Origin of the sequence: Streptomyces sp. NPDC058812, from assembly GCF_042744565.1 — a bacterium.
Taxonomy (GTDB): Bacteria; Actinomycetota; Actinomycetes; order Streptomycetales; family Streptomycetaceae; genus Streptomyces; species Streptomyces thinghirensis.
This window is the reverse complement of record NZ_JBHYOB010000007.1, coordinates 388,660-411,798: the sequence shown is the minus strand read 5'-3', so window position 1 is coordinate 411,798 and position 23,139 is coordinate 388,660. Positions and strand designations below refer to the sequence as shown.

Genomic DNA, 23,139 nt, shown 5'->3' with positions numbered 1-23,139 from the left:
GCCATGCGTTCCACGCTCGGTGGGGGCCGTCCGGAAGACACCTGGAGGACGTACTGAGCGGTTGGTAACGTGCGTGGCATGACCACTGCCGCCATCGACGCACGCGCCGGCCGCCGCTGCCACAACGCGCTCAACTCGCTGCACTCGACGCACTACTTCTCGCCCGACCTGGGGCGGGAACTGGCCGACCTCGGGGTCACCGACCCCCGGGCCGTCAACTTCGCGGTGCGCGCCGCCGCGCTGGGGCCGGTCGGCGCCGGCGCCGTGACGGCGACGTTCTACAACTACAAGCACGACCTCGTCGCCCGGCATGTGCCCGCGGTGTGGGAGACCGCCACCCCGGCCCAGGTCCTGGCGGCACGCGCGCGTGCCGTCGACGCGACGCTGCGCCGCCTGCTCGGCGACCAGGCCCTGGCGTCCGCGGAGATGTCGGAGGCCGCCGGCCTGGCGCTGCGCGCCGCCGAGGGCTGCTCCCGCAGTGCCCGTCCGCTGTACTCCGCCCACGCGGACCTGCCCGTGCCCGACGCGCCGCACCTGGCGTTGTGGCACGCGGCGACCCTGCTGCGCGAGCACCGGGGCGACGGCCACCTCGCCGCGTTGCTGGCCGCGGGCCTCGACGGCCTGGAGGCGCTGGTGACGCACACCGCGACCGGCAAGGGCATGGCGCCGAAGTGGATCTTCACCACCCGTGGCTGGACCCAGGAGGAGTGGGACGCGGCGACGGACCGGCTGCGCGACCGCGGCCTGATCGACGACGCCGGCGAGCTGAGCGAGCGGGGCGTGGCGCTGCGCGACGAGATCGAACGGGAGACGGACCGGCTGGACGCGGCCCCCTACGCGCACCTCGGGGCCGAGGGCGTGGCGCGTCTGACGGAGCTCGGAGCGTCCTTCGCCCGTACGGCGCTGTCCGCCGGCGCCTTCCCGGCGGACCTGCTCGGCAAGCGCTGACCAGGTCCGGCCCCGCCGACGGGCATGTCCGGCCGATCCGGAGGTACCCGTAGGGCTCCCGGCCGGAGGGGCCGGGAGAGGAAAGGGGCTTTTCGTGTTCCGTGCCATCGCAGACGTACTGCGCCAGATCGGTGGGGCCATCGCCACCGTCGTGACGCTTCCCTTCCGGGCCCTGGCCCGGCTTTTCGGCGGAGCCTCGTCCTCGACCCGCGGCCGCCGGGTCTGACACCGCGTCCGGCTCCACTCGTTCCCGACCGGGCCGGGTGGTGCCCTGATCCCCGATTGTCGGCACCACCTGCCACAATTGCCGCGCAACCTCTGTGAGAAGGCGGTACGGGATCGTGACGACACCCGGGTCCAGCGCGTCCATCGACGTGAGGTCCATCGAGAGCAGGATCGCCGAGGAACTCGGCGTACGGGAGCGGCAGGTGAAGGCCGCGGTGGAGCTGCTCGACGGCGGCTCCACGGTGCCCTTCATCGCCCGCTACCGCAAGGAAGCGACCGAGATGCTCGACGACGCGCAGTTGCGCACGCTCGAGGAGCGGCTGCGTTATCTGCGGGAGCTGGAGGAGCGGCGTACGGCGATCCTCGACTCGGTACGCGAGCAGGGCAAGCTCACCGAGGAGCTCGAGGCGCGCATCCACGGGGCGGAGACCAAGGCCCGCCTGGAGGACATCTACCTGCCGTACAAGCCCAAGCGGCGTACCAAGGCGCAGATCGCGCGTGAGGCGGGTCTCGAGCCGCTGGCCGAGGGCCTGCTCGGCGACCCGTCGGTGGACCCGGTCGCCGCGGCCTCCGCGTTCGTCGATGCCGGCAAGGGCGTGGCGGACCCCCAGGCCGCCCTGGACGGAGCGCGGTCGATCCTCACGGAGAAGTTCTCGGAGGACGCCGATCTGATCGGCGAGCTGCGGGAGCGGATGTGGGTGCGCGGGCGGCTCGCCGCCAAGGTGAAGGAGGGCAAGGAGGAGGCCGGCGCCAAGTTCGCCGACTACTTCGACTTCGCCGAGCCGTACACCGAGCTGCCCTCGCACCGGATCCTCGCGATGCTGCGCGGCGAGAAGGAGGACGTGCTCGACCTCGTCCTGGAGCCCGAGGAGGCCACCGACGGACCGTCGTCGTACGAGGGGATCGTCGCGAGCCGCTTCGGGATCGCCGACCGCGGTCGGCCCGGCGACAAGTGGCTCACGGACACGGTCCGCTGGGCCTGGCGCACCCGCATCCTGGTGCACCTCGGCATCGACCTGCGGCTGCGGCTGCGCACGGCCGCCGAGGACGAGGCGGTGAACGTCTTCGCCGCCAACCTCCGTGACCTGCTGCTGGCCGCCCCGGCGGGCACGCGCGCGACGCTCGGCCTGGACCCGGGCTTCCGTACGGGCGTGAAGGTCGCCGTGGTCGACGCGACCGGCAAGGTCGTGGCCACGGACGTGATCCATCCGCACGTCCCCGCCAACCGGTGGGACGAGGCGATCGCCAAGCTGGCGCGGCTCGCCAAGGAGCACGCGGTCGAACTGGTCGCCATCGGCAACGGCACGGCGTCCCGCGAGACCGACAAGCTCGCCGGGGAACTGATCACCAAGCACCCGGAGTTGAAGCTGACCAAGGTGATGGTGTCCGAGGCCGGCGCCTCCGTGTACTCGGCCTCCGCCTTCGCCTCGCAGGAACTGCCGGACATGGACGTCTCGCTGCGCGGCGCGGTGTCGATCGCCCGGCGGCTCCAGGACCCGCTGGCCGAGCTGGTGAAGATCGACCCGAAGTCGATCGGCGTCGGCCAGTACCAGCACGACCTGTCCGAGGTGAAGCTGTCGCGCTCGCTGGACGCGGTGGTCGAGGACTGTGTGAACGGCGTGGGCGTGGACGTCAACACGGCGTCCGCGCCGCTGCTCGCCCGCGTGTCCGGTGTCACCTCCGGTCTCGCCGAGAACATCGTGGCGCACCGGGACGCGAACGGGCCGTTCACGTCGCGGACCGAGCTGAAGAAGGTGTCGCGGCTCGGCCCCAAGGCGTACGAGCAGTGCGCGGGCTTCCTGCGGATCCGGGGCGGCAGCGACCCGCTGGACGCGTCCAGCGTGCACCCCGAGGCGTACCCGGTGGTGCGCCGGATGGTGAAGACCGCCGGGCAGGAGGTGTCCGGCCTGATCGGCAACACGTCCGTGCTGCGGTCGCTCAAGCCGACGGAGTTCGTGAACGAGACGTTCGGTCTGCCGACGGTCACGGACATTCTGAAGGAGCTGGAGAAGCCGGGACGCGACCCGCGGCCCGCCTTCAAGACGGCCACCTTCAAGGAGGGCGTGGAGAAGATCTCCGACCTGTCCTCCGGGATGGTGCTGGAGGGCGTCGTGACGAACGTCGCGGCCTTCGGCGCGTTCGTGGACGTCGGTGTGCACCAGGACGGGCTGGTGCATGTGTCGGCCATGTCGAAGACCTTTGTGAAGGATCCGCGGGATGTGGTGAAGCCCGGGGACATCGTGAAGGTGAAGGTGATGGACGTCGACATCCCGCGGAAGCGGATCTCTTTGACGCTGCGGTTGGACGACGAGGCGGCCGCTTCGCAGGGTGCGCAAGGGGAGCAGAAGCGGGAGCGTGGGGGGAGGCCGCCCAGGCAGCGGCAGCAGCGGCAGGCCTCCGGCGGTGGTGGCGGTGGCGGTGGCGGCAAGGGGCGGTCGTCGGCGCCTGCTCCGTCCAACGGGGCGATGGCTGACGCGTTGCGGCGGGCCGGGTTGGCGTAGCGCGCGGTGCTGTAGCTGGGCGGGTGGGTGCGCGGGCCGGCGCTTGCCGGGTGCCGCCGCGCCCACCCGTGCCGCCCTGGGGGTACCTCCCAGGCCGTTCAGGCACTGGGGAGGCACGACTGCCCGCAGCTGCGGCGGCCTGCGGCTAAGCCGTCGTTTCCGTCACCTTGCCGTCCGTTACCTCCAGACGGCGGGTCACGTGTACCGCGTCCAGCATTCGCCTGTCGTGGGTGATCAGGAGCAGCGTGCCCTCGTAGGCGTCCAGGGCCGATTCCAGTTGTTCGATGGCCGGCAGGTCGAGGTGGTTGGTCGGCTCGTCCAGGATCAGGAGGTTGACGCCTCTGCCCTGGAGGAGGGCCAGGGCCGCCCTCGTGCGTTCGCCCGGGGAGAGGGTCGACGCCGGGCGCATGACATGGTCCGCCTTGAGGGCGAACTTCGCCAGGAGGGTGCGGATCTCGGCCGGTTCGGTGTCCGGCGTCGCCGAGCGGAAGGCGTCCAGCAGGGACTCGGGACCGTAGAACAGCTTGCGGGCCTGGTCGACCTCGCCGAGCAGGACGCCGGAGCCGAGCGCCGCGTGTCCGGCGGTCAGCGGGACACGGCCCAGGAGGGCGGCGAGCAGTGTGGACTTGCCCGCGCCGTTCGCTCCCGTCACCGCCACCCGGTCCGCCCAGTCGATCTGGAGGGAGACCGGGCCGAGGACGAAGTCGCCACGCCGGACCTCGGCGTCGCGCAGGGTGGCGACCACGGCGCCCGAGCGAGGCGCCGAGGCGATCTCCATGCGCAGGTCCCACTCCTTGCGGGGTTCCTCGACTGCGTCCAGGCGTTCGATCATGCGCTGGGTCTGGCGGGCCTTGGCGGCCTGCTTCTCGCTGGCCTCGCTGCGGAACTTGCGGCCGATCTTGTCGTTGTCGTTGCCCGCCTTGCGCCGGGCGTTCTTGACGCCCTTGTCCATCCAGCCGCGCTGCATCTGGGCCCGGTCCTGGAGGGACGCCCGCTTGTCGGCGTACTCCTCGTACTCGTCGCGGGCGTGCCGGCGGGCCACCTCGCGTTCCTCCAGGTAGGCCTCGTAGCCGCCGCCGTAGAGGTTGATCTGCCGCTGGGCGAGGTCGAGTTCGAGGACCTTGGTGACGGTGCGGGTGAGGAACTCGCGGTCGTGGCTGACGACGACGGTGCCGGCGCGCAGGCCGGTCACGAAGCGTTCGAGGCGCTCCAGGCCGTCCAGGTCGAGGTCGTTGGTCGGCTCGTCGAGCAGGAAGACGTCGTAGCGGGAGAGGAGGAGGGAGGCGAGTCCGGCGCGCGCCGCCTGGCCGCCCGACAGGGACGTCATCGGCTGGTCCAGGTCGACGGTCAGGCCCAGTGTGTCGGCGGTCTCCGCCGCGCGGTCGTCGAGGTCGGCGCCGCCCAGGGCGAGCCAGCGTTCCAGGCTGGTCGCGTAGGCGTCGTCGGCACCGGGAGCGCCGTCGACCAGTGCCTGGGTGGCCTCGTCCATGGTGCGCTGCGCCTCGGTGACGCCGGTGCGGCGGGCCAGGAACGCCCGGATCGTCTCGCCGGGCCGGCGTTCGGGCTCCTGCGGTAGGTGGCCGACGGTGGCGCTCGGCGGGGACAGGCGCAGCTCGCCCTGTTCCGGGGTGGTCAGTCCGGCGAGCATCCGCAGGAGGGTGGACTTGCCCGCGCCGTTGGCTCCGACGAGTCCGATCACGTCGCCGGGCGCGACGACGAGGTCGAGCCCGGTGAACAGGGAGCGGTCGCCGTGGCCGGCGGCGAGGTTCTTGGCGACGAGGGTGGCAGTCATCAGACCGCCGATTTTAGCGGTGGTCCGCTGCCCGCTCAGCCGGGTTCTCCGTGCGTCACCGCGGCCACCAGCACGCTTCCCGGCGCCCGCGCCACCACGAAGGACTCCCCCTTCACCGTCCTCGCCTCCAGGTCGACGCGGTGGCCGCCCGGTTCGAGTACGCCGTCGAAGACCTCGTGGGTGCGGGTGCGGTGCAGGCGGTCCAGTCGGTACGCGGTGAGCCGTACACGGCAGGGCGAGGTGACCTCGACGTCGGCCGCGGTACCGGTCGCCGTCAGGCGGGTCAGCCTGCGCCGCTCGGCCGGGCCGCGGTCCAGGGCGTTCTCGATCTGGGCGACGAGCAGCGGGACGATCGGGGCGAGGCCGTCGACGTGGGCAACGTCAACCCCGGCGTCCGCGAAGGCGCGGCGTACGGCCGTCCGCTCCCCCTCGGCGACCGCGCGGCCGAAGGCGACGGCGCCGTAGGCACGCAGTTCGTCGGCCGTCACGTCACCGGCGTCATGGGTGATGTCGGCGCCGATTCCGATGGTGCGCAGCGCGGCGGCGAGCCTGGCGAGCAGGGCGACGCGGTCGCCGATCAGCAGGACCCTGCGTCGGGTGTGCGCGGAGCCGTCGAGCAGGGCGGCGAGGGCGGCACGGTACTCGGCGCCGGGGAAGCGGTACGGGCCGATGCCGTGGTAGCCGTTGAACTCCAGGTCGGCGTGCTCGCCGGTCTGCCAGGCGAAGTCCCGCCAGACGAAGTCGTCGCCGTCCCGCAGGATCACGGCGGTCACCGCACCGCAGGCGAGGTCCTCGCACTCGGGGCAGGCGTAGATGACGTAGCGGCCGCCGGGCAGGGGCGCGTCGGTCTCCAGGAGCAGGCTGCGGACCTGTGCGCTGAAGATCGCGGGAGGCACGTCGGAGGCGAGCGGGGAGACGGCGTCCAGGTCGGAGAGGCGGAACAGCAGGGGACGTCCGTCGACGACGAAGTCCACGAAGTCGCGGTGGACCTGGTAGTCGCCGTCGGCCCGGACGCCGCCGGCGCGCACCGCCGGGGCCAGAGCGAAGGTCGCGTACTGGGCAGCCATGCGGTGAGTATTCCCGGGGTGCGACCGCTCTGAGCACGGCATGGGGCGTTCCGCTGACGTCCCGGTGTGGAAACCGAACTGGATGGCGAAGTCGTCGTGGTCGGCGGCGGGGTGGTCGGGCTGACGACGGCCGTCGTCCTCGCCGAGCGCGGCAGGCGGGTGCGGCTGTGGACGCGGGAGCCCGTCGAGCGGACCACCTCGGCGGTCGCGGGTGCGCTGTGGTGGCCGTACCGCATCGAGCCGGTCGCGCTGGTGCGGTCGTGGGCGCTGCGCTCCCTGGACGTGTACGAGGAGCTGGCGGCGCGGCCCGAGGAGAGCGGCGTACGCATGGTCGAAGGGGTGCTGGGCGAGACCGGCCTGGACGAGGCGGACACGTGGGCGGCCGCACGGCTGCCGGGACTGCGCGCGGCGACCGCGGAGGAGTACGGCGGGTCGGGGCTGTGGGCGCGGCTGCCGCTCATCGACATGTCGACTTATCTGTCGTGGCTGCGGAAGCGGCTGGTGTCGGCGGGCGGTGTGGTGGAGACCCGCGCGGTGACCGGTCTGACCGAGGCCGAGGCGCCGGTGGTGGTCAACTGCACGGGGCTGGGCGCCCGGGAGCTGGTGCCGGACGCGTCCGTGCGTCCGGTGCGCGGGCAGTTGGTCGTCGTGGAGAATCCCGGCATCCGGACCTGGATGGTCTCCACCGATCCGGTCTCCGGGGAGATGGCGTACTTCTTCCCGCAGCCCGGCCGGCTGGTCCTGGGCGGCACGGCCGAGGAGGACGCCTGGTCGGCCGAGCCGGACCCGGCGGTCGCGGAGTCGATCGTACGGCGGTGCGCGGCGCTGCGGCCCGAGATCGCCGGGGCGCGGGTGCTCGGGCACCTGGTGGGGCTGCGGCCGGCCCGGGACGCGGTACGGCTGGAGCGCGAGCGGCTGCCGGACGGGCGGCTGCTGGTGCACAACTACGGCCACGGCGGCGCGGGCGTCACCGTGGCCTGGGGCTGCGCGCGGGAGGCGGCCGATCTGGCCTCCCGCTGACGGGCCGCGGTCCGGGCGGCGCGCTCCGACGGGGAAGGGGCCGGCACGCGGGTGCGTGCCGGCCCCTTTCCGTTCCCTCCACCGAGCGACTCCGCGTCGGTCAGTGGTGCTTGCCGATCGGGTCGCCCTCCACGTCCGTGCCGGGGCCCGGGCCGATGCGGATCTCGAAGTCGCCCTCGTACCGCTTGTGGCCCTCGATGACGGCCATCTCGACGGCTTCGGAGGCCATCTCACCGCGCACCATCAGGGGGTCACGGCGCAGGTCGCGCATGAGGGCGATACACATGAAGATCATCACGATGACGAAGGGCGCCGCCGCGAGGATCGTGAGGTTCTGCAGACCGGTGAGCGCGTCTCCCTCGCCGCTGCCCACCAGGAGCATGATGGCGGCGACCGCTCCGGTCACCACGCCCCAGAACACCACCACCCAGCGGCTGGGTTCGAGCGCGCCCTTCTGCGAGAGGGTGCCCATCACGATGGAGGCCGCGTCGGCGCCCGAGACGAAGAAGATGCCGACGAGGATCATCACCAGCAGGCTGGTGGCGGTGGCGATCGGGTACTCCTGCAGCACCGCGAAGAGCCGGCCTTCGGGGGTCGTCTCGTCGCCGAGCCGGTTCTGCTCCTGGAGCCTCATCGCCGAACCGCCGAAGATCGCGAACCAGATCAGGCTGACGGTGCTGGGGACGAGGATGACGCCGCCGATGAACTGGCGGATGGTCCGGCCCCGGCTGATGCGGGCGATGAACATGCCGACGAAGGGCGTCCAGGAGATCCACCACGCCCAGTAGAAGACGGTCCAGCTGCCCAGCCAGTCGGCGACGCCCTCACCGCCGCTGATCTCGGTGCGGCCGGCCATTTCGGGCAGGTCGCCGAGGTAGGTGAAGACCGAGGTCGGCAGCAGGTCGAGGATGAGGATGGTCGGGCCCGCGGCGAACACGAACACGACGAGCAGCAGGGCCAGCACCATGTTGGTGTTGGACAGCCACTGGATGCCCTTCTCGACGCCGGAGATCGCGGAGGCCACGAACGCCACGGTCAGCACCGCGATGATGCCGACCAGCAGCCCGGTGCTGACCTTGTCCATCCAGTCGAGCTTCTCGACGCCGGAGCCGATCTGCAGGGCACCGAGGCCGAGCGAGGCCGCGGAGCCGAAGACCGTCGCGATGATGGCGAGGATGTCGATGACCCGGCCGCTCACACCGTTGGCGTGCTTCTCGCCGATGAGCGGGGTGAACACGGCACTGATGGTCTGCCGGCGGCGCCTGCGGAAGGTGCTGTAGGCGATGCCGAGGCCGACCACCGCGTAGATCGCCCAGGGATGCAGCGTCCAGTGGAACAGGGTGGTGGCCATGGCCGTCGCCATGCGGTCGCCGGTGTCGGCGGGGCTGGTACCGGGCGGGGCGGTGTCGAAGTGCGCCAGCGGCTCGCTCACGCCCCAGAACATCAGACCGATGCCCATGCCCGCGCTGAACATCATGGCGACCCAGGACACCGTGCGGAACTCGGGCTTCTCGCCCTCGGCGCCGAGGTGGATGCGGCCGTAGCGGCTGGCCGCGAGCCAGAGGGCGAAGACGACGAACCCGGAGGCGGCCAGCACGAACGCCCAGCCGCCGTTGTGCATCAGGCCACTGAGCATGCTGCCGGAGGCGTCCTCCAGCGAGTCGGTGCCGGCGGCCCCCCAGATGACGAAGGCGAGCGTCAGGACCGCGGTGACGCCGAAGACGACGCGGTCGGTCCGGGGCTTGTGCTCCTGCCCCGGCAGGCCCGCTTCCGAACCCGGCAGCGTGCCTCTTTCGTGGTGTTCCTTGTCGCTTGGTCGGTCCTGCGTCACAGGCGGCACCTTTCAAGTCGGTGAGGCTGAAAACAATCCTCCGCTACGCCCTTACCACGTGCGACGCAGAACTCACCTCTTCAGCAGCGGGTGTCGGGTTCACCTACCGTCAAGTGGTACGTCGCTCGCTCGTCCAGGAGCAGCGGCACGAGGGCGCGCAGCGGCTGGCGCAGCGGTACGTAGGCGCCCTTCTCCCCGGCCGGACGCGTTTGTACACCGTGCAGTGCGAGTTCGTCCTTCAGATCCGTGTACTGGTCGGGGGTGAGCCGGTAGCCGCAGGGCGGATCCTCGATCACCTCGGTGGGCTCGGCCGGGTCGTTGTCCGCGCCGCCGAGGTGGACGGGCCCGGTGTCGGCCAGGCCGGACCACCGGGCGACCGCGGTGGCCGCCTCGACGCGTCCGCGCCGCTGGTCCGCGTAGCGGAACATGCCGTCCAGGGCCGCGAGCTGCGAGTTCACCCGGCGCCGGTTGTTCAGGGCCTCGTCCGCGCGCTCGGCCTCGGTGCGCGCGTCGACGCGGCTCTCGATGAGCAGACCGACCGAGTGCTTCACGCCGGACATGTTCCGCAGGATGCGTTCCTGGCCGTCGCCGGCGGTCTGCTTGATCGGGTCGCCGGTGACGGGGTCGGTCCAGATGCCGTACGTGCCGGTCGAGTAGTCGGCCCGCTCGGCGGTGGGGCGGACGTACGCCCCGGACAGGGTGCGGGCCTCGTCGTGGACCCGGGTGTGGGTGTTGAGGTTGCGGGGCCAGAGGTCGAAGAGGTCCTTGTCGTAGTACGGGGGTGTGGCGCCGTACTCGTGCAGGTCGTAGAGGACGTCGGGGCGCTGGTCGCGGACGACGGCGGCCAGGGCGCGGGCCTCGGCCGTCTTCAGGGCGAGGTGGTCGCGATTGATGTCGACGCCGTCGCCGTTGCCGCGGGTGTCGGCGGCCCGGCCGTCGGGGTTGGCGGTGGGCACGACCAGCACGGTCGTGCGGTCCAGGAAGCGCCGGGTCCGCCGGTCCGTCGCGTACGCCAGGTCGCGGACGGTGGACAGGCAGGCCTCGCGGCCGGAGGGCTCGTCGCCGTGCTGGCTGCACACGAGGAGCACCTTGTTCGGGGCGGCGTGCCTACCGATGGTCACGAGTTGGAGGGGGCGGTCCTGCTTCGTGGTGCCGATGCGGTCGACGGCGACCCTGCTGTTCGCCCGGTCGGCGGCGGCCAGGAGCGCCTGCTCCTCGGGCTGACTGGTCCAGCGGGCGCCGTGCGTCTGCTCGAAGCCGGTGCGGGGCGGGGCGTGTGCGGTGTCGGCGGCGGGTGCGGTGTCGGCGGCGTGGGCGGCGTGGGCCGGCGCGGTGAGGAGGGACGCGGCGAGGGCCGCGGTCGTCACGGTGAGGGTGCGCAGGCGGTTCATCGGGCTCCCTTCGGGACGCGGTGGGTCGTGTGCGGGGCGGTCACGCCGTCGAGGGGTGCGGGGGCGGGAGCGGCGGTCGCCGTACCGGCGGTGGCCTCGGCGAACGCGGCGGTGCCGCCGACGAACGGTACGCGTGCCGACGTGCGGGAGAGGTCCACGGTGAGTGTCGGCGTGTCGGCGGGCGGGTCGATGAGGTCCTTGTCGGTGCCCGCGACGATCAGTGCGAGGCGGTGGCCGGCCGGGACGACGTGGTCGGTGGCCGCCAGGTCGAGGGTGATGGTGTAGGCCTTGCCCGGAGTGAGCGGGCGTCCCTGCCACTTGGACGCGTGGTTGCCGAGGTCGGCCCAGCCTCGGCTGACGACCGTGTAGTCCACGTCGGTGGTCTTCGCCGCCGTCTCCTTGTAGCAGGAGCTGTCGCCCCGCGTGCTCGGGCCCCAACAGGTGCGGTCGGTGAGGGTGGTGATGCCCTCACCGCGGTCGGCGTAGTCGCGGATGGTGTCGGGACCGAGGTCGACGAGGACGGCGGAGAGGTGGGCCGTCGGGGTGCTGGAGCGCGCGGTGACGGTGACCTCGGAGGCGCCGGACAGGCGCAGGTCGCGGGTGAGCGGGCCGGTGACGAAACCGGCCTTGCCCGGGGTCGGCTCGTCGATGTGCGCGGCCCAGTCCGTCTCGTTCAGCGCGGGGTCGTCGGTGAACGTCTCGGTGCCGCGGTCCCGGCGCAGGCCGAGGGTGCCGACGCCCGGTTGCGCGCCGTCGGCGGGGCGCAGGGTCGTGGTCGCGGTGGAGCGCGGCGGCCAGGTCTTCGACGTCTCCCACTGCTCGGGCCGGCGTTCGATGTCGGCCATGGGCTCCCGGTCGATGCCGTTGTCGTAGCCGAGGAGTTCGTGGTCGAACCAGCGGTGCAGGGTGTCGACCCACTCGGCGCGGCGGAAGTCGAAGGGGTCGACGTGACCGGTCTGGGAGAGCCAGATCTTGCGGTCGACGCCGTTCTTCGCGAGGGCGTTCCACCACGGGCCGACGTGCTGCATGCGGACGTTGAGGTCCTGCATGCCGTGGACGAGGAAGACGCTCGCCTTCACCTTGCTCGCGGCCTTGACGTAGTCGCGCTCGGTCCACAGCCGCGTCCAGTCGCCGGTGCGCGGGGCGCCGTCGACGAGCTTCCGCTGGACGGCGTCGCACGCGGCGCGGGCGTCGGGGCTGTTGACGTAGTCGGACAGCCAGTCGGGGCCGGAGCCGTAGAGCGGGGCGCCCTGGCTGAAGTAGTAGTCGTACCAGGAGGAGATGGCGGCGATCGGGACGATGGTCTCCAGGCCCTCGACGCCGGTGGCGGCGACGCCGTTGGCTATGGTGCCGTCCCAGCTCTTGCCGATCATGCCGGTCTTGCCGTTGGTCCAGCTTGCCTTGGCGCGCTCGCCGCCGGTGCGGGTGGTGTACGCCTTCGCGCGGCCGTTCAGCCAGTCGACGACGGCCTTCGCGGACTGGATGTCGGAGCGTCCGCCGACGTCGACGCAGCCGTCGGAGCGGTTGGTGCCGGCCAGGTCGACGCCGACGAAGGCGTAGCCGCGCGGCACGAAGTAGTTGTCGTAGTACAGCGGCATCCCGTCGACGTCGCCGTCGGCGTCGTAGGTCTTCTTCTGGCTCTCGTTGCCGCGCCCGCAGCACGAGTAGTACGGGCTGGCGTCCATGATGACGGGTATCTTCCGGCCCTGCCGCGCGGGTTCGCGGGGGCGGACGATGTCGACGGCGACGCGGTCGTCCTCGCGGTCGCCGTCCCCGTCGTACCCGGTGTCCACCCAGACGGCCTCGCGGATGGCGTCGTCGTAGGAGTGGACGGGTTCGCTCTGTCGCGGGGTCGCGGGGTGGGCCGTCGCGGCGGGCGTGAGAAGGGTTGCCATGAGAGCGGCCGTGGCCGCCGTCGCGAGCGGTCTCCAGATCGTGAAGCGCATGCGTATCGGCATGCGCGGACGGTACATCGGTCAACTCCCGCGCAGAAGAGGGCAACGCGTGTCTCCTGACGGCCGAATGGCGATCGTGTGACAGGGGTGGCCGTGGACCTGACCGCGCGCACAGCGACTGAATAGGCTCCGAACAGACGTCGGGCCCCTACGACTTGGAGCTTTCGTGCATCGCGGAATCGTCGTGCCGGGCGCACTGGGCACCGCCTCCCTGATGCCGGCGGTCCCGGCGTGGGCGGCGGCCCACTCCCCCGGCGCGCCAGGCATCGGCGACCCCTAGGTCGAAGCGCGCCGGGTGCTGGGCGAAACGCATCGCGGCCCTGCGCACCGCCGCGCACTTCACCCAGGAGACCTTCTGCGAGGCCACCGGACTGAGCCGGAGCAACCTCCAGCGCATCGAACGCGGGGTAGCCGACCCCCGCTACAGCGAGCTGATGCGGATCGCGGCCGTCCTCGACACCCGCGTGGCGGTCCTCGTCAACGACTGACCCCGGCGTTCTCGCCACGAGGCACACGGTCGCTCGCTGGCGCCCTTCAGATCCGCTAGCGTACGAGCGAGCCCAACAGCCCAGACGGGAACTCCTTGTGAACAGTGCGCACCCCTACGCCCCGGACGCGGGACCGTCTCGCAGCTTCCGCCTGGCGGTGACCGGCGGCGGCACCGGCGGCCACACCTACCCGGCGCTGACCGCCATCCGTACGCTCCAGGCCCGTCTGGCGGCATCCGGGCGGACGCTGGACGTGCTGTGGATCGGCACTCAGGAAGGGCTGGAGGCGCGCGTCGCTCCGGCCGAAGGCATCCCCTTCACGCCGGTCGCCACCGGCAAGATCCGCCGCTCCAGCAACCCCCTGAAGATGGTCTCTCCCGCGAACGTGAAGGACATGGCGCGCGTGCCACTCGGGGTCGCCCAGGCCCGTAAGGCGATCGCCGACTTCCAGCCGGATGTCGTCCTGGCCACTGGCGGGTATGTCGCCGTGCCCGCCGGGCTGGCGGCTCGCCTGTGCCGCCGGCCTCTGGTCCTGCACGAGCAGACGGTTCGCCTGGGGCTCGCCAATCGCAAGCTCGCGGGGTCGGCTACCCGGATCGCGGTTTCCTCCGAGTCCACGATCCCTCTGTTGCCCGAGGAAGCGCGGCGGATCGCGGTCGTCACCGGTAACCCGGTGCGGCCGGAGGTGCTGTCCGGGCACGCCGATAAGGCCATTGAGGCGCTGGGGCTGTGGGGTTTCGACCGCCGGCTTCCCACCGTCTACGTCACCGGTGGCGCCCAGGGATCGCAGCAGATCAACGAGGCCGTGCGGGACGTCTTGCCGTGGCTGCTGGAGCACGCCAACGTCGTGCACCAGTGCGGCACCGCCAACATCGAGGCCCTGCGCGAGCACTCCGCGCGACTTCCGGCCGGCCTGGCGGCGAGGTACTACCTGACCGGATTCGTCGGGCCGGAGCTGCCTGACGTGCTTGCCCTGGCGGATGTAGTGATCTCCCGCAGCGGGGCGGGCACGCTCGCTGAGCTGACCGCGCTGGGCAAGGCAGCCGTGTTCATCCCGTTGGCCACTTCGGCGGGCAACGAGCAGGCTCACAACGCCCGGCATCTGCACAAGGCCGGCGCGGCCGTGGCACTGCTAGGCGAGGTCTCCGCAGGGACGCTTCGGGACGCCGTGGGCCCGCTCCTCATGGAGCCCGCGCGCCGGGCGTCGATCGCTCAGCAGGCCCGGGCGCACGGAAAGCCGGACGCTGCCGACAGGCTCGTGGACGTGATCCTGTCCGCTGCGTCCGGCTGACCGGGCGGGGTCTCTACCGCCGGGCCTCCGTCCGTACGACGTTGCGCAGCTCGTTCACCACGTGGTCGACGTCTGCGTCGGTCATGTGCTGGTGGAACGGCAGCGTCATGATCTGCCGGCCCACCTGCTCCGTCACCGGGAGGGACCGCCTCCAGCGGGCGAAGGCGGGTTGCAGGTGGTTGGACGGATAGTGTGCGCCGACGCCGATGCCGCGTTCGTGCAGGGCGCGGAACACCTGGTCCCGGCCGGCCAGTACTCGCACGGCGAACAGGTGCGGCACCGTGTGGTCGATGTCGACATCCACCACAGCAAGCCCCTCCAGGCCCTGCAACACGGCCGCGTAGCGCCGCCACAGCGCCTTGCGCTTCGTCTCCGCAAGGCCGAAGTGGGCGAGTTGGGCGAGGCCGATGGCTGCGTTGAGCGACGGCATTTGCACCCGGAGGCCGAAGCTGTCGACGTCGTACGTGGTGAGGCTGGCCCGGGTGGCGGCCGGGGCGGTGATACCGAGGCTCCGTAGCCTGCGGCAGGTGCCGGCCTCTGCCTCGTCGCGGGGCACGATCAGGCCGCCCTGCCCGCAGATGAGGTTCTTGATGGGCCCGAAGGAGAAGCAGGTCGCTTCCCCGGTGGCGCCGACCCGGACCTGGCCGCTGTAGGAGCCGAAGGCATGGGCTGCGTCCTCCACAACCACGATGCCCCGCGCGGACAGCAACGGGCGCGCCTCCGTCAGGTCGACGGCGCGGCCCCCGTACAGCACCGGCACCACCGCCCGCGTGGACGGCGTCAGTGCCTCCAGCAGCTGGGGGCTTTCCATGCACAGCGTGCGCGGGTCGATGTCGGCGAACCGCGGCCACGCCCCGGTGGCGAGGACGGCCTGCACGGTCGCGCAGAAGGTGAAGGAGGGCACGATCACCTCGTGTCCGGGCCCTACCCCGGCGGACAGCAGCGCCACGTGGAGGGCGGCCGTGCCCGAGGCGACGGCCACGGTGTCCTCCACCCCGAGGAACCGGGCGACTTCCGCTTCGAACCGGTCGGTGCCGGCGGAGTGGTTGTAGTAGCCGCTGCGCAGGGCCTCACAGACCGCGGCCTCTTCCGGCCCGTACAGGAACGGGCGTGCGTTGTGGGCGAAGCCCGCGTTGATCGCAGTGGTCATCGCCATGTCCCTTCGGACGCCCCCGTGGTCGGTCGGATGATCGGTCGAATCAGCGCGCCGGCCGCCTTCAGGGATGAGGAGACGTCCGCAACCGACGGCCCGGCAGCGATGAGCATGCCGATCTTGTGGCCGGACTGGTTGTGCGGCCGGACGAGGTCGCCCGGCTCGGCGTACAGTTCGACGTCGGTGATTCCGGGGGCGTTGCGGGCTTCGGTGACGCCCTCCCACCTGAGCAGTTCGCCGTCCGTGGCGAGCGGTGATCCGATCAGCTCCACCGCCGCATGCGCGTTGCGTGTCGGTGCCAGGTAGTCCTCGAACGGCGCACCGAGCGCGAGTGCGATGAGTGCGCCCACGACGTTCACGCCACGGGCGGCAGCGTGCAGTCGCGGGATGTTGTCGCCGCTGAGGCGGGGGTTGGACTCGATGATGCGCCCCCGGCCGTCCAAGCCGAGAACGAGGTCGAAGTTCGCTGGCCCGTTCACGATGCCGAGTGCACGGCACAGCCGCTCGGCAGTCGCCTCAAGGTGGCCGTGCTCCGCCGGCGGCAGTTGCGCTGTGCTGATCCGCCTGACGACAAAGCCTCCGGCGACCAGCTCCTGGTCTTTGATGCAGGTCATCACCGACTTGCCGTTCCGCAGGAAGAGGTCGATGGTCAACTGCCGCCCATGGACGAACTCCTCGGCGATCACGGTCCGGGAGGCGGAGTAGGCGCGGGCGTGGGCGACGGCGGCAGGCAGGTCGTCAGGGCGGGTGATGCGGGTGACGCCCTTGCTGCCCGATCCGTCCACGGGCTTGACCATGAGCGGGAAGCGTAGCCCCGCCGCTTTCGCGGCGACCTCATCCGGGTTGTTCGACGCGGTCCATCCGTATCCGGCGATGCCGCAGGAGGCGACGACCTCGTGGAATGCGGCCTTGTCGAGACCAGCGAACGCCCTCTCGGGGTAGATGTAGGGGGTGCCGTACCGCAGGCCCAGGGTGCGCCAACTGGCCAGCGCGGCATCGGTCGCGCCGACCACGATCCCGGCGGGACGTACGTCGCCCACCGCATCGGCGATGGCGTCGGCGTCCCGGGTGGAGACCTGGAGAGTCGCGTCGGCGAACGGGAACGCGGGAGCGTCCGCCCGCCTGTCCACCGCTATGGTCGGGATACCGCGACGCCGCGCCTCCTGGTACAGCGGGATGTGTTCCTCCGACGCGCCAAGCACAAGCAGCGCGTCCTGTGGCAACTGGTCAGACATGCTGCGGCCCCCGGTCCATGTCGAGAGTGACGCGCGGACGCGTGGCGGCACGCGGCTCGGGGATACGGACCAGAGGCGCCCAGCGTTCGGGGTGGTGCCGGTACCAGTCCGCGGTACGCGCCAGCTCCTCCTTGAGGTCGTGGGTGGGCCGGTAGCCGAGGCTGTCGGCGATCTTCGCCCAGACCATGGAGTAGCGGATGTCGTTGGCCTTCCGGTCCGGGATGTAGGTGACGGCGTCCCAGTCGGCGCCGCACACCTGAAGCAGCAGCTCGGTCAGTTGCTGGTTGGTGAGGTCCGTCCCGCCGCCGATGTTGTACACCTCGCCCGGCACACCGGCTCGCATGACCAGTTCGATGCCCTGGCAGTTGTCCTCCACATGCAGCCAGTTCCTCACGTGCTGCCCCTGGCCATGCAGGGTGACCTTCTCCCCCTTGACCAGCTTGGTCACGAACAAGGGGATGATCTTCTCCGGGTACTGGGCCGGGCCGTAGTTGTTCGAGGACCGGGTGACGCACACGGGCAGACCGTAAGTGCGGAAGTAGCTGAGAGCGATGAGGTCGCTGGCCGCCTTGGACGCGGCGTAGGGAACGCTGGGCCGCAGCGGGTAGTCCTCCGTGGCGGAGCCGTTCGCGAGCGGGCCGTACACCTCATCCGTTGAGACGTGCACGAACCTGCGAGCCCCGTGCCGGGCTGCCGCGTCCGCCAGCACCTGCGTGCCGAGCACATTGGTCTGCACGAACGGTCCTCCGGCCAGCAGTGACCGGTCGACGTGAGACTCGGCGGCAAAGTGGACGACGACCGGGTGCTGAGCGACGAGCGAGTCCACGAGTGACGCGTCCAGGATGTTGCCCCGGACGAAGTTCAGCCGGGGGTCGAGGAACGCCTCACCGAGGTTCGCGACGTGTCCGGCGTAGGTGAGCGCGTCCAGCACGGTGACCCGGCCGATGTCCTGCGCCCGCAACAGACGCTTGACGAAGTGAGAGCCGATGAATCCTGCACCGCCGGAAACGAGCACAGCTTCCATGAGCCTGCCCCATTCTGTGAGGGCTTGACGTACGGGGACCCGACCCCGCCGACGGTCGGCCGGCGATGCGGGAGGGGCCCCTCCCGCCGCAGCTTGCGGACTGCGACGAGAGGGGCGTTCGTGGAGTGCGACCCTGCCCCTGCGGTCGCCGTGGGGCCCCGGGACGCCGGGGCAAGCGGTCAGCGGCGGGGGCGGCCGACATTGGCGCAGCGGGCGTGCACGCGACCGGACCGTACGGCGCTCCCGGAGGGACTGCCTTGGTCGTACGGCACCGAGTCGTCGCCGGACTCGATTGCCCGGTCACAGGCCAGGCACATGACCACGCCGGTGAGCGCGTCGTAGTGATCACACAGGGCGGCCACGGAACGGGCGAGCAGCTTCACACGCTCGACTTCCCCCAGCAGCCCGGCCGCCTCCCGTGCGCCCATACGCCGCCGGGTCTCCTCAACGCTGGCGAGCGCAACCTCGGCCAGCACGTCGTCACCGCGGTCGGCGGCCAGCTGCTCGATGTGTGGGAGCAGCTCGGTCAGGTAGTCGCGCAGGGCGTGGTCGAAGCTCTTCACCACGCCGTAGCGCGGGAGGGTGCGCTGCGCCAGGAACCAGGCAGCAGTGGCACGCATGGTGGCGGTGGCGGGCGCGGCCATCTCGGGGCGTGTGGTGTTCACCGGTTCGCCGCCTTCGTGGCGCAGTGGAGCGGGCACTCGCAGGGCGGGTACACGTCACGCAGCGGCAGCGGCGTTTCCGTGCCCTTGACGTTCACCGTGCCGTGGTCCTCGGTGACCGCACCGCCCCGGTTCACCCGGTAGACGTGCAAGGTCATCCTGACGCCTGGCTTTCGCGAGGCTGTAGGTTTCATGGTGTCGACGCTCCTAAGCAGCGTGGGCCATGCCCCCGGACCGGTCGCACGGTCGCGGGGGTCCTTGTCTGCCTCTCAGAGTGCCGACACGAAAAGGCCGGAACTATCAGTCCTCACTGATAGCTCCGACCAAAGCTTTGACGCAGCGTCACACGCCCAGCCAAGACCCATAGTTGAAGAAGGAATCGGGCATCCGACGCTTCGCCGCTTCCAGCCCGGCGTACGTCTCCCGCACGGTGGGGTGGTACTTCGTCTGCTGTGGGGCGAGCTTGCGCGCAGCCAGCAAGCTCTTGAAGGCGGCGTCCGTCCGTCCAGTCCACATCTGCGCTCGCGCGACCTCGGAATGGTGATGCGCGAGCCGGGACGGCGGCCAGTCATCCGGGATGGCGATCTGCTGCGCCTGGTCGACGGCCTCCGGGTACAGGTCCAGTTCCGCGAGGACGCTCACGCGGTGCACGCCCACGTTGATCGGCCCGAACGACAGCCAGTGCACCTTCTCCGCCGCGCCGGTGCGCTTGGCGATCCGGCCGGCCTCTTTCAGGTGCCCTTCGGCCGTGTCTTGGTCCTGGTCGCGGCCGGCGAGCACGGCGGCCCCGAGGTGCAGCTGGCCGGTGACAACGTCCACGACACGGCCCTGCTCCGCCTGCTGCAACGCGGACATGCCGAGACCGATCAGGCGCTTGCCGGTCTTGTAGTCGCTGGCCCGCAGGTAGGCGAGCGCCCGAAGGTACTGGCGCATGCCGCTGAGTACCGGATCGGACGCCTTCTGAGCCGCCCAGTCCATCCGGTCCAGGGCCACGGTACACAGGTCCGGGAAGCCCAGCTTGGTCGTCACGTCGTACGCGGTCCGGTAGGTGCTGGCGAGCAACTGCCAGCTCCGGTCCGTCGCTTCGGTGTGCGCCGCCGTCGTGGCCTCGTGGATCAGGCCGGGGAGTTCGGCGGCGACCTGCTTGATGTTCGTGGCGCGCACCTGGGCGCACAGCTCGTCGGCGTCCGCTTCCAGCTCGTCCAGGGAGCGCGGCGACACGTCAGGGTCGAGCCCGAGGTCGTAGATGTTCAGCGCCTCACGGATCGGGTTGATGAGCCCGTCCAGCTGGTCCTGGCGCAGCTCGTCCAGGTAGGGCTGGCCGTTGAGTTCGGCCACCGGCACGGACAGGACACGGGCAAGCGCGCCTATGACCGAAGGGCTCGCGGGCATGACGCCCTGCTCGATCTTCGTGAGGGTGCTGTAGGAGACGTGCGAGAGATCCGCCAGCTCGCGTTGCGTCAGACGGCGGACTTTGCGCGCGTGCGCGATACGTGCGCCTGTGCGTTCTTCAGCGTACGGGGGCATACTGGCTCCGTTCTGAACTCGACACTCAGAACGGTACCCCGTACGCGCAGTCGGGGACCCTTTCAACGGTTCCCCGCCTTATAGGCGGGGGCCGTTGCCGGAGCAGCGGGCACCTGCGGACGGCCCGGCTGACCGCGCGACCGGCCACGGTACGGGCGAGGCTGGGGCCATGGCCCGTGAGAGACCCGTGATCGCGTATCCGCTCAGCGAGACTGGCGGCCGGCGAGTGCCCATCGATGAGGAGATCCTCGGAACCGCGCATAGCCTCCACGACCTGACGGTGTTCCTCCAGCAGGCTGGCCTGGAGGGCAGGGACGACCTGGACGTCGTCGGGTCCGAGCTGATCGAGTGGCGGGACGGCGGCCCGAGGTGTGGGAGCACTAGGCGATGACTCCCCGATCATGGGCCATGGCAGGGCGCCCGCCGTGAGCTGGGAGATTGCGGAGTGGCAGGATGGAACTCCATGAAGATCGCAGCAGGTCAGTTCACCTGTGTTCCGGCTGATGTGGCCGCCAACGTCCGGCAGATGACCCTCCTCGCAGGCCAGGCCCGCGCTCAGGGTGCAGAACTCGTGGTGTTTCCCGAGCTGGCCTTGACCGGGTACGAGCTTGAGGCCGTACTCGCTGATCCCGGTCTGTGGGTGACGCCGGAGGATCCGCGCCTGGATGCGATCCGGGAGAGCGGCATTGCCACCGTCGTCAATTGTGTAGCGGCCACCGATGGCCAGCCTGCGATCGAGTCGCTGGTCTTCGGAGCGGACGGTGAGCTGCTCACCACTTACCGAAAGCAGCACCTGTTCGAGCATGAGCGGGTGGTCTTCATCGCTGGGCAGCACGATGGTCGATTCGAGTTCGGAGGTGTCCGCTTTGCGCTCGCCACGTGTTACGACAACCACTTTCCCGACCTGACCGCGCGTGGGTCTGCTGACGGGTGCCAGGTGCACCTGGCCAGCTCTCTCTACGGCACCGACGGCGGAGTTGAAGAGCTGGCGGCGGTCTATCCCGGCATCGCCAAAGACTTGGACATGTACGTCGTGCTAGCGAACCATGTCGGACCGGCCGGGCCATGGACCGGCTGCGGCCGTTCCTCCGTGTGGGCCCCGGGCGGCGATCTTCTGACGGAGGCCGATACACAAACAGCCATGCTCGTCGTGGCCGACGTCGGGTGAGCTTCGTTCGGCTCACACTCGGAACCAGATGATGACTGAGGCAGCGGTGACGGTGCCCAGGTAGACGTATCCGCGCTTGTCATAACGGGTGGTGACGGCCCGGAATTGCTTCAGCTTGTTGATCGCCCGCTCCACGGTGTTGCGCTTCTTGTACCGCGCGGGGTCGAAGCCGGGTGGCCGGCCGCCTTGCGTACCTCGGTGTCGGCGTCCGGCTTGCAGGGCAGCATGATCCGCCGCTACATCATCTGGCGAAACCGCCACGCCGACGACCGGCGCCTCCGCGCCGTCGTGAACAGGGTCAACGTCGCCTGACCGGGCGCTAGTCAGACCTGATGCCGAGCGGTTCCGCAGTGGCGTCGTCGGGCCGCTTTGCGGCACCGGCCGCGTAGCAGGCTTCCGGATCGTCGCCTCCGGCCGGCGCCGTGGCGGCGATGACGGCGTCCAGCGTGTCCCGTGCGGCCAGCAGGCCGGCCACGGCCTCGTTGATGCGTTCACGTTCCTGGTTCAGGTCGGGCAGCATGCCAGAACAGGCTGGCGCCAGGGTCTGCCCGTCGTCGACCATGCAGGGCATCAGTTCGGCGATCGTGACGGTGTTGAGACCGGCGCCGAGCAGCATGCGGATGCCCCGCACTGTGGCTATGTCCTCTTCCGTGAACTCGCGATATCCGCTTGGCCGCCGCGATGGCTTGAGCAGCCCCTGCTCCTCGTAATAGCGCAGCAGGCGTTGGCTGACCCCGGTCCGCCGGGAGAACTCCCCCATGCGCATGTGACGACCACCACGTTCAGTTGACTCTCACATCGATGTGAGACAGCAGTCTATGCCGCATGACGAACCAGCGATCAGCAAGCCCGCAGCACGCACCCGTTACCGTCATCGGCCTCGGCCCTATGGGCCTCGCCCTCGCCGAGACGCTTCTGGAACACGGCCACCCCACGACCGTCTGGAACCGCACCCCGGAGAAAGCCGACAGCCTCGTCACCAAGGGCGTCCACCGCGCGGGGACCGTCGCCGAGGCGGTGTCCGCGAGCCCTGTCACGATCATGTGCCTGAAGGACTACGAGACCATGTACGCGGTCCTCGACTCCGCTGGTGACGCCTTGAAGGGCCGCGCATTGGTAAACCTCAACTCCGGTACCCCGAATGAGGCGCACGCAGCGGTCAGCTGGGCAACCGAGCGAGGCGCCGCCTATATGGACGGCGCGATCATGGTGCCGCCGCCGCTCGTCGGGCACCCCGACTCCGTCTTCCTTTATAGCGGTTCACAGGATGTCTTCGACAAGCATCGGGCGACGCTGGCGGGCATGGGCACCCCCCGGTACCTCGGCTCCGACCCCAGCCTGGCGGTGCTGTACAACGCGGCACTGCTCGACATGATGTACGCGACCATGAACGGCTTTCTGCACGCCACCGCGCTGGTCGGGTCAGCGAACGTCTCGGCGGTCACGTTCGCCGATCTCGCACTCAACTGGTTCATGCCCTCAGTGGTGGACTCAACCCTCACCGAGCAGGCTCCCGACCTGGACAAGGGCAACTACCCCGGCGACGTGGGCACCATGGAGATGAACCTCAACGCGCTTGAGCACATCACCCGCACTTGTGTGGAGCAGGGCATTCACTCCGACCAGCCGCGGCTGATGAAGGCGATCGCTGAGCAGGCGATCGCCGAGGGCTACAGCGGCAAGAACTACCTGGCCGTGTTCGAAGTCTTCAAGAAGGCGACACACGCTTCGTGACCTCATACGACGCTGAGGCGCACTACTGACAGGGCGAACGTTGCCTGATGCGGCACTAGCCACGCCCGGGGCACGATTAAGCCCCTGCTGGGGGGTATGCATCGGAGGCAGCGGCACCTCACCCACC

General features: G+C 70.5%; 21 protein-coding genes and 2 pseudogenes. 10 read left to right on the top strand and 13 right to left on the bottom strand.

Annotated elements, in window-relative coordinates; translation table 11 throughout:
- Positions 1-78 precede the first annotated feature (78 nt).
- The 3 genes from ACFW48_RS17750 to ACFW48_RS17740 all read left to right on the top strand — a co-directional run bounded on the left by ACFW48_RS17750 (position 79) and on the right by ACFW48_RS17740 (position 3,674).
- Positions 79-948, top strand: coding sequence for a hypothetical protein (locus tag ACFW48_RS17750; RefSeq protein WP_386315633.1), 870 nt, complete (start codon positions 79-81; stop codon positions 946-948).
- Between the two features lie 94 nt (positions 949-1,042).
- Positions 1,043-1,174 (top strand): LPFR motif small protein, encoded by a 132-nt coding sequence (locus ACFW48_RS17745; RefSeq protein WP_274595154.1) that lies wholly within the window; start codon positions 1,043-1,045, stop codon positions 1,172-1,174.
- Between the two features lie 115 nt (positions 1,175-1,289).
- On the top strand, positions 1,290-3,674 hold the full coding sequence (locus ACFW48_RS17740) for a Tex family protein (RefSeq protein WP_386315631.1): 2,385 nt from the start codon (positions 1,290-1,292) through the stop codon (positions 3,672-3,674).
- Positions 3,675-3,819: 145 nt separating this feature from the next.
- Here ACFW48_RS17740 and ACFW48_RS17735 read toward each other — a convergent pair whose 3' ends face one another.
- Both ACFW48_RS17735 and ACFW48_RS17730 read right to left on the bottom strand, forming a co-directional pair.
- The gene (locus ACFW48_RS17735; RefSeq protein ID WP_386315629.1) at positions 3,820-5,466 is read right to left on the bottom strand and encodes an ABC-F family ATP-binding cassette domain-containing protein; all 1,647 of its coding nucleotides are present in this window, start codon (positions 5,464-5,466) and stop codon (positions 3,820-3,822) included.
- Between the two features lie 35 nt (positions 5,467-5,501).
- Positions 5,502-6,533, bottom strand: coding sequence for an oxidoreductase (locus ACFW48_RS17730; RefSeq protein ID WP_386315627.1), 1,032 nt, complete (start codon positions 6,531-6,533; stop codon positions 5,502-5,504).
- A gap of 66 nt (positions 6,534-6,599) precedes the next feature.
- Here ACFW48_RS17730 and ACFW48_RS17725 point away from each other — a divergent pair, with 66 nt between their 5' ends.
- Entirely contained in the window at positions 6,600-7,553 is a 954-nt protein-coding gene (locus tag ACFW48_RS17725) for an FAD-dependent oxidoreductase (protein ID WP_386315626.1), read from the top strand.
- 100 nt (positions 7,554-7,653) lie between these two features.
- Here the strand turns inward: ACFW48_RS17725 and ACFW48_RS17720 are convergent, their stop codons facing one another.
- From ACFW48_RS17720 to ACFW48_RS17710, 3 genes are all read right to left on the bottom strand, one after another.
- Complete coding sequence (locus ACFW48_RS17720) at positions 7,654-9,384, bottom strand: BCCT family transporter (protein WP_386315624.1); 1,731 nt, start codon at positions 9,382-9,384, stop codon at positions 7,654-7,656.
- Positions 9,385-9,464: 80 nt separating this feature from the next.
- Positions 9,465-10,775 carry a M14 family metallocarboxypeptidase gene (locus ACFW48_RS17715; protein WP_386315622.1) on the bottom strand — a complete coding sequence of 437 codons (1,311 nt, stop codon included), beginning with the start codon at positions 10,773-10,775 and terminating at the stop codon, positions 9,465-9,467.
- Positions 10,772-12,733 (bottom strand): Xaa-Pro dipeptidyl-peptidase, encoded by a 1,962-nt coding sequence (locus ACFW48_RS17710; RefSeq protein ID WP_386315620.1) that lies wholly within the window; start codon positions 12,731-12,733, stop codon positions 10,772-10,774. The genes ACFW48_RS17715 and ACFW48_RS17710 overlap by 4 nt, the downstream gene beginning before the upstream one ends.
- A gap of 308 nt (positions 12,734-13,041) precedes the next feature.
- On the opposite strand from ACFW48_RS17710, the gene ACFW48_RS17705 reads away from it, so the two are divergent.
- Together ACFW48_RS17705 and ACFW48_RS17700 are read left to right on the top strand one after the other, a co-directional pair.
- Positions 13,042-13,218 (top strand): helix-turn-helix domain-containing protein, encoded by a 177-nt coding sequence (locus tag ACFW48_RS17705; protein ID WP_386315695.1) that lies wholly within the window; start codon positions 13,042-13,044, stop codon positions 13,216-13,218.
- Between the two features lie 157 nt (positions 13,219-13,375).
- The gene (locus ACFW48_RS17700) at positions 13,376-14,509 is read left to right on the top strand and encodes a glycosyltransferase (protein WP_386315618.1); all 1,134 of its coding nucleotides are present in this window, start codon (positions 13,376-13,378) and stop codon (positions 14,507-14,509) included.
- Between the two features lie 13 nt (positions 14,510-14,522).
- Here ACFW48_RS17700 and ACFW48_RS17695 read toward each other — a convergent pair whose 3' ends face one another.
- The 6 genes from ACFW48_RS17695 to ACFW48_RS17670 form a co-directional block, all read right to left on the bottom strand.
- Positions 14,523-15,659: a DegT/DnrJ/EryC1/StrS family aminotransferase gene (locus ACFW48_RS17695; RefSeq protein ID WP_386315616.1), complete on the bottom strand. Its 1,137-nt coding sequence runs from the start codon at positions 15,657-15,659 to the stop codon at positions 14,523-14,525.
- On the bottom strand, positions 15,656-16,948 hold the full coding sequence (locus ACFW48_RS17690; RefSeq protein ID WP_386315614.1) for an ATP-grasp domain-containing protein: 1,293 nt from the start codon (positions 16,946-16,948) through the stop codon (positions 15,656-15,658). The genes ACFW48_RS17695 and ACFW48_RS17690 overlap by 4 nt, the downstream gene beginning before the upstream one ends.
- Positions 16,890-17,921 (bottom strand): dTDP-glucose 4,6-dehydratase, encoded by a 1,032-nt coding sequence (rfbB, locus tag ACFW48_RS17685; protein ID WP_386315612.1) that lies wholly within the window; start codon positions 17,919-17,921, stop codon positions 16,890-16,892. The genes ACFW48_RS17690 and rfbB overlap by 59 nt, the downstream gene beginning before the upstream one ends.
- A gap of 179 nt (positions 17,922-18,100) precedes the next feature.
- A complete protein-coding gene (locus ACFW48_RS17680) occupies positions 18,101-18,586 on the bottom strand; it encodes a DUF6415 family natural product biosynthesis protein (protein WP_386315610.1) in 486 nt (161 codons plus the stop codon).
- Positions 18,583-18,741 carry a hypothetical protein gene (locus tag ACFW48_RS17675; protein ID WP_386315608.1) on the bottom strand — a complete coding sequence of 53 codons (159 nt, stop codon included), beginning with the start codon at positions 18,739-18,741 and terminating at the stop codon, positions 18,583-18,585. Before ACFW48_RS17675 ends, ACFW48_RS17680 begins: the two co-directional genes overlap by 4 nt.
- A gap of 184 nt (positions 18,742-18,925) precedes the next feature.
- Positions 18,926-20,110, bottom strand: a complete 1,185-nt coding sequence (locus ACFW48_RS17670) for a helix-turn-helix domain-containing protein (RefSeq protein WP_386315606.1) — start codon at positions 20,108-20,110, stop codon at positions 18,926-18,928.
- 169 nt (positions 20,111-20,279) lie between these two features.
- Here ACFW48_RS17670 and ACFW48_RS17665 point away from each other — a divergent pair, with 169 nt between their 5' ends.
- Entirely contained in the window at positions 20,280-20,501 is a 222-nt protein-coding gene (locus tag ACFW48_RS17665) for a hypothetical protein (RefSeq protein ID WP_386315604.1), read from the top strand.
- Positions 20,502-20,573: 72 nt separating this feature from the next.
- Positions 20,574-21,278 carry a carbon-nitrogen hydrolase family protein gene (locus ACFW48_RS17660; protein ID WP_386315602.1) on the top strand — a complete coding sequence of 235 codons (705 nt, stop codon included), beginning with the start codon at positions 20,574-20,576 and terminating at the stop codon, positions 21,276-21,278.
- Positions 21,279-21,290: 12 nt separating this feature from the next.
- On the opposite strand, the pseudogene ACFW48_RS17655 reads toward ACFW48_RS17660, so the two are convergent.
- Positions 21,291-21,494: pseudogene (locus ACFW48_RS17655) on the bottom strand (IS5/IS1182 family transposase); the annotation flags it as partial.
- On the opposite strand from ACFW48_RS17655, the pseudogene ACFW48_RS17650 reads away from it, so the two are divergent.
- Positions 21,495-21,590 (top strand): annotated as a pseudogene (locus ACFW48_RS17650) (transposase); the annotation flags it as partial.
- Positions 21,591-21,597: 7 nt separating this feature from the next.
- Here the strand turns inward: ACFW48_RS17650 and ACFW48_RS17645 are convergent.
- Positions 21,598-22,044: a MerR family transcriptional regulator gene (locus ACFW48_RS17645; RefSeq protein ID WP_386315600.1), complete on the bottom strand. Its 447-nt coding sequence runs from the start codon at positions 22,042-22,044 to the stop codon at positions 21,598-21,600.
- Positions 22,045-22,103: 59 nt separating this feature from the next.
- Here ACFW48_RS17645 and ACFW48_RS17640 point away from each other — a divergent pair, with 59 nt between their 5' ends.
- Entirely contained in the window at positions 22,104-23,012 is a 909-nt protein-coding gene (locus ACFW48_RS17640; protein WP_386315598.1) for an NAD(P)-dependent oxidoreductase, read from the top strand.
- Positions 23,013-23,139: the final 127 nt, after the last annotated feature.

Coding starts and splice junctions, on each gene's coding strand:
- ACFW48_RS17750 (WP_386315633.1), top strand. CDS start 79: ATGACCACTGCCGCCATCGACGCACGCGCCGGCCGCCGCTGCCACAAC.
- ACFW48_RS17735 (WP_386315629.1), bottom strand. CDS start 5,466: ATGACTGCCACCCTCGTCGCCAAGAACCTCGCCGCCGGCCACGGCGAC.
- ACFW48_RS17730 (WP_386315627.1), bottom strand. CDS start 6,533: ATGGCTGCCCAGTACGCGACCTTCGCTCTGGCCCCGGCGGTGCGCGCC.
- ACFW48_RS17715 (WP_386315622.1), bottom strand. CDS start 10,775: ATGAACCGCCTGCGCACCCTCACCGTGACGACCGCGGCCCTCGCCGCG.
- ACFW48_RS17710 (WP_386315620.1), bottom strand. CDS start 12,733: ATGCCGATACGCATGCGCTTCACGATCTGGAGACCGCTCGCGACGGCG.
- ACFW48_RS17695 (WP_386315616.1), bottom strand. CDS start 15,659: ATGACCACTGCGATCAACGCGGGCTTCGCCCACAACGCACGCCCGTTC.
- rfbB (WP_386315612.1), bottom strand. CDS start 17,921: ATGGAAGCTGTGCTCGTTTCCGGCGGTGCAGGATTCATCGGCTCTCAC.
- ACFW48_RS17675 (WP_386315608.1), bottom strand. CDS start 18,741: ATGACCTTGCACGTCTACCGGGTGAACCGGGGCGGTGCGGTCACCGAG.
- ACFW48_RS17670 (WP_386315606.1), bottom strand. CDS start 20,110: ATGCCCCCGTACGCTGAAGAACGCACAGGCGCACGTATCGCGCACGCG.
- ACFW48_RS17665 (WP_386315604.1), top strand. CDS start 20,280: ATGGCCCGTGAGAGACCCGTGATCGCGTATCCGCTCAGCGAGACTGGC.
- ACFW48_RS17660 (WP_386315602.1), top strand. CDS start 20,574: ATGAAGATCGCAGCAGGTCAGTTCACCTGTGTTCCGGCTGATGTGGCC.
- ACFW48_RS17645 (WP_386315600.1), bottom strand. CDS start 22,044: ATGCGCATGGGGGAGTTCTCCCGGCGGACCGGGGTCAGCCAACGCCTG.
- ACFW48_RS17640 (WP_386315598.1), top strand. CDS start 22,104: ATGACGAACCAGCGATCAGCAAGCCCGCAGCACGCACCCGTTACCGTC.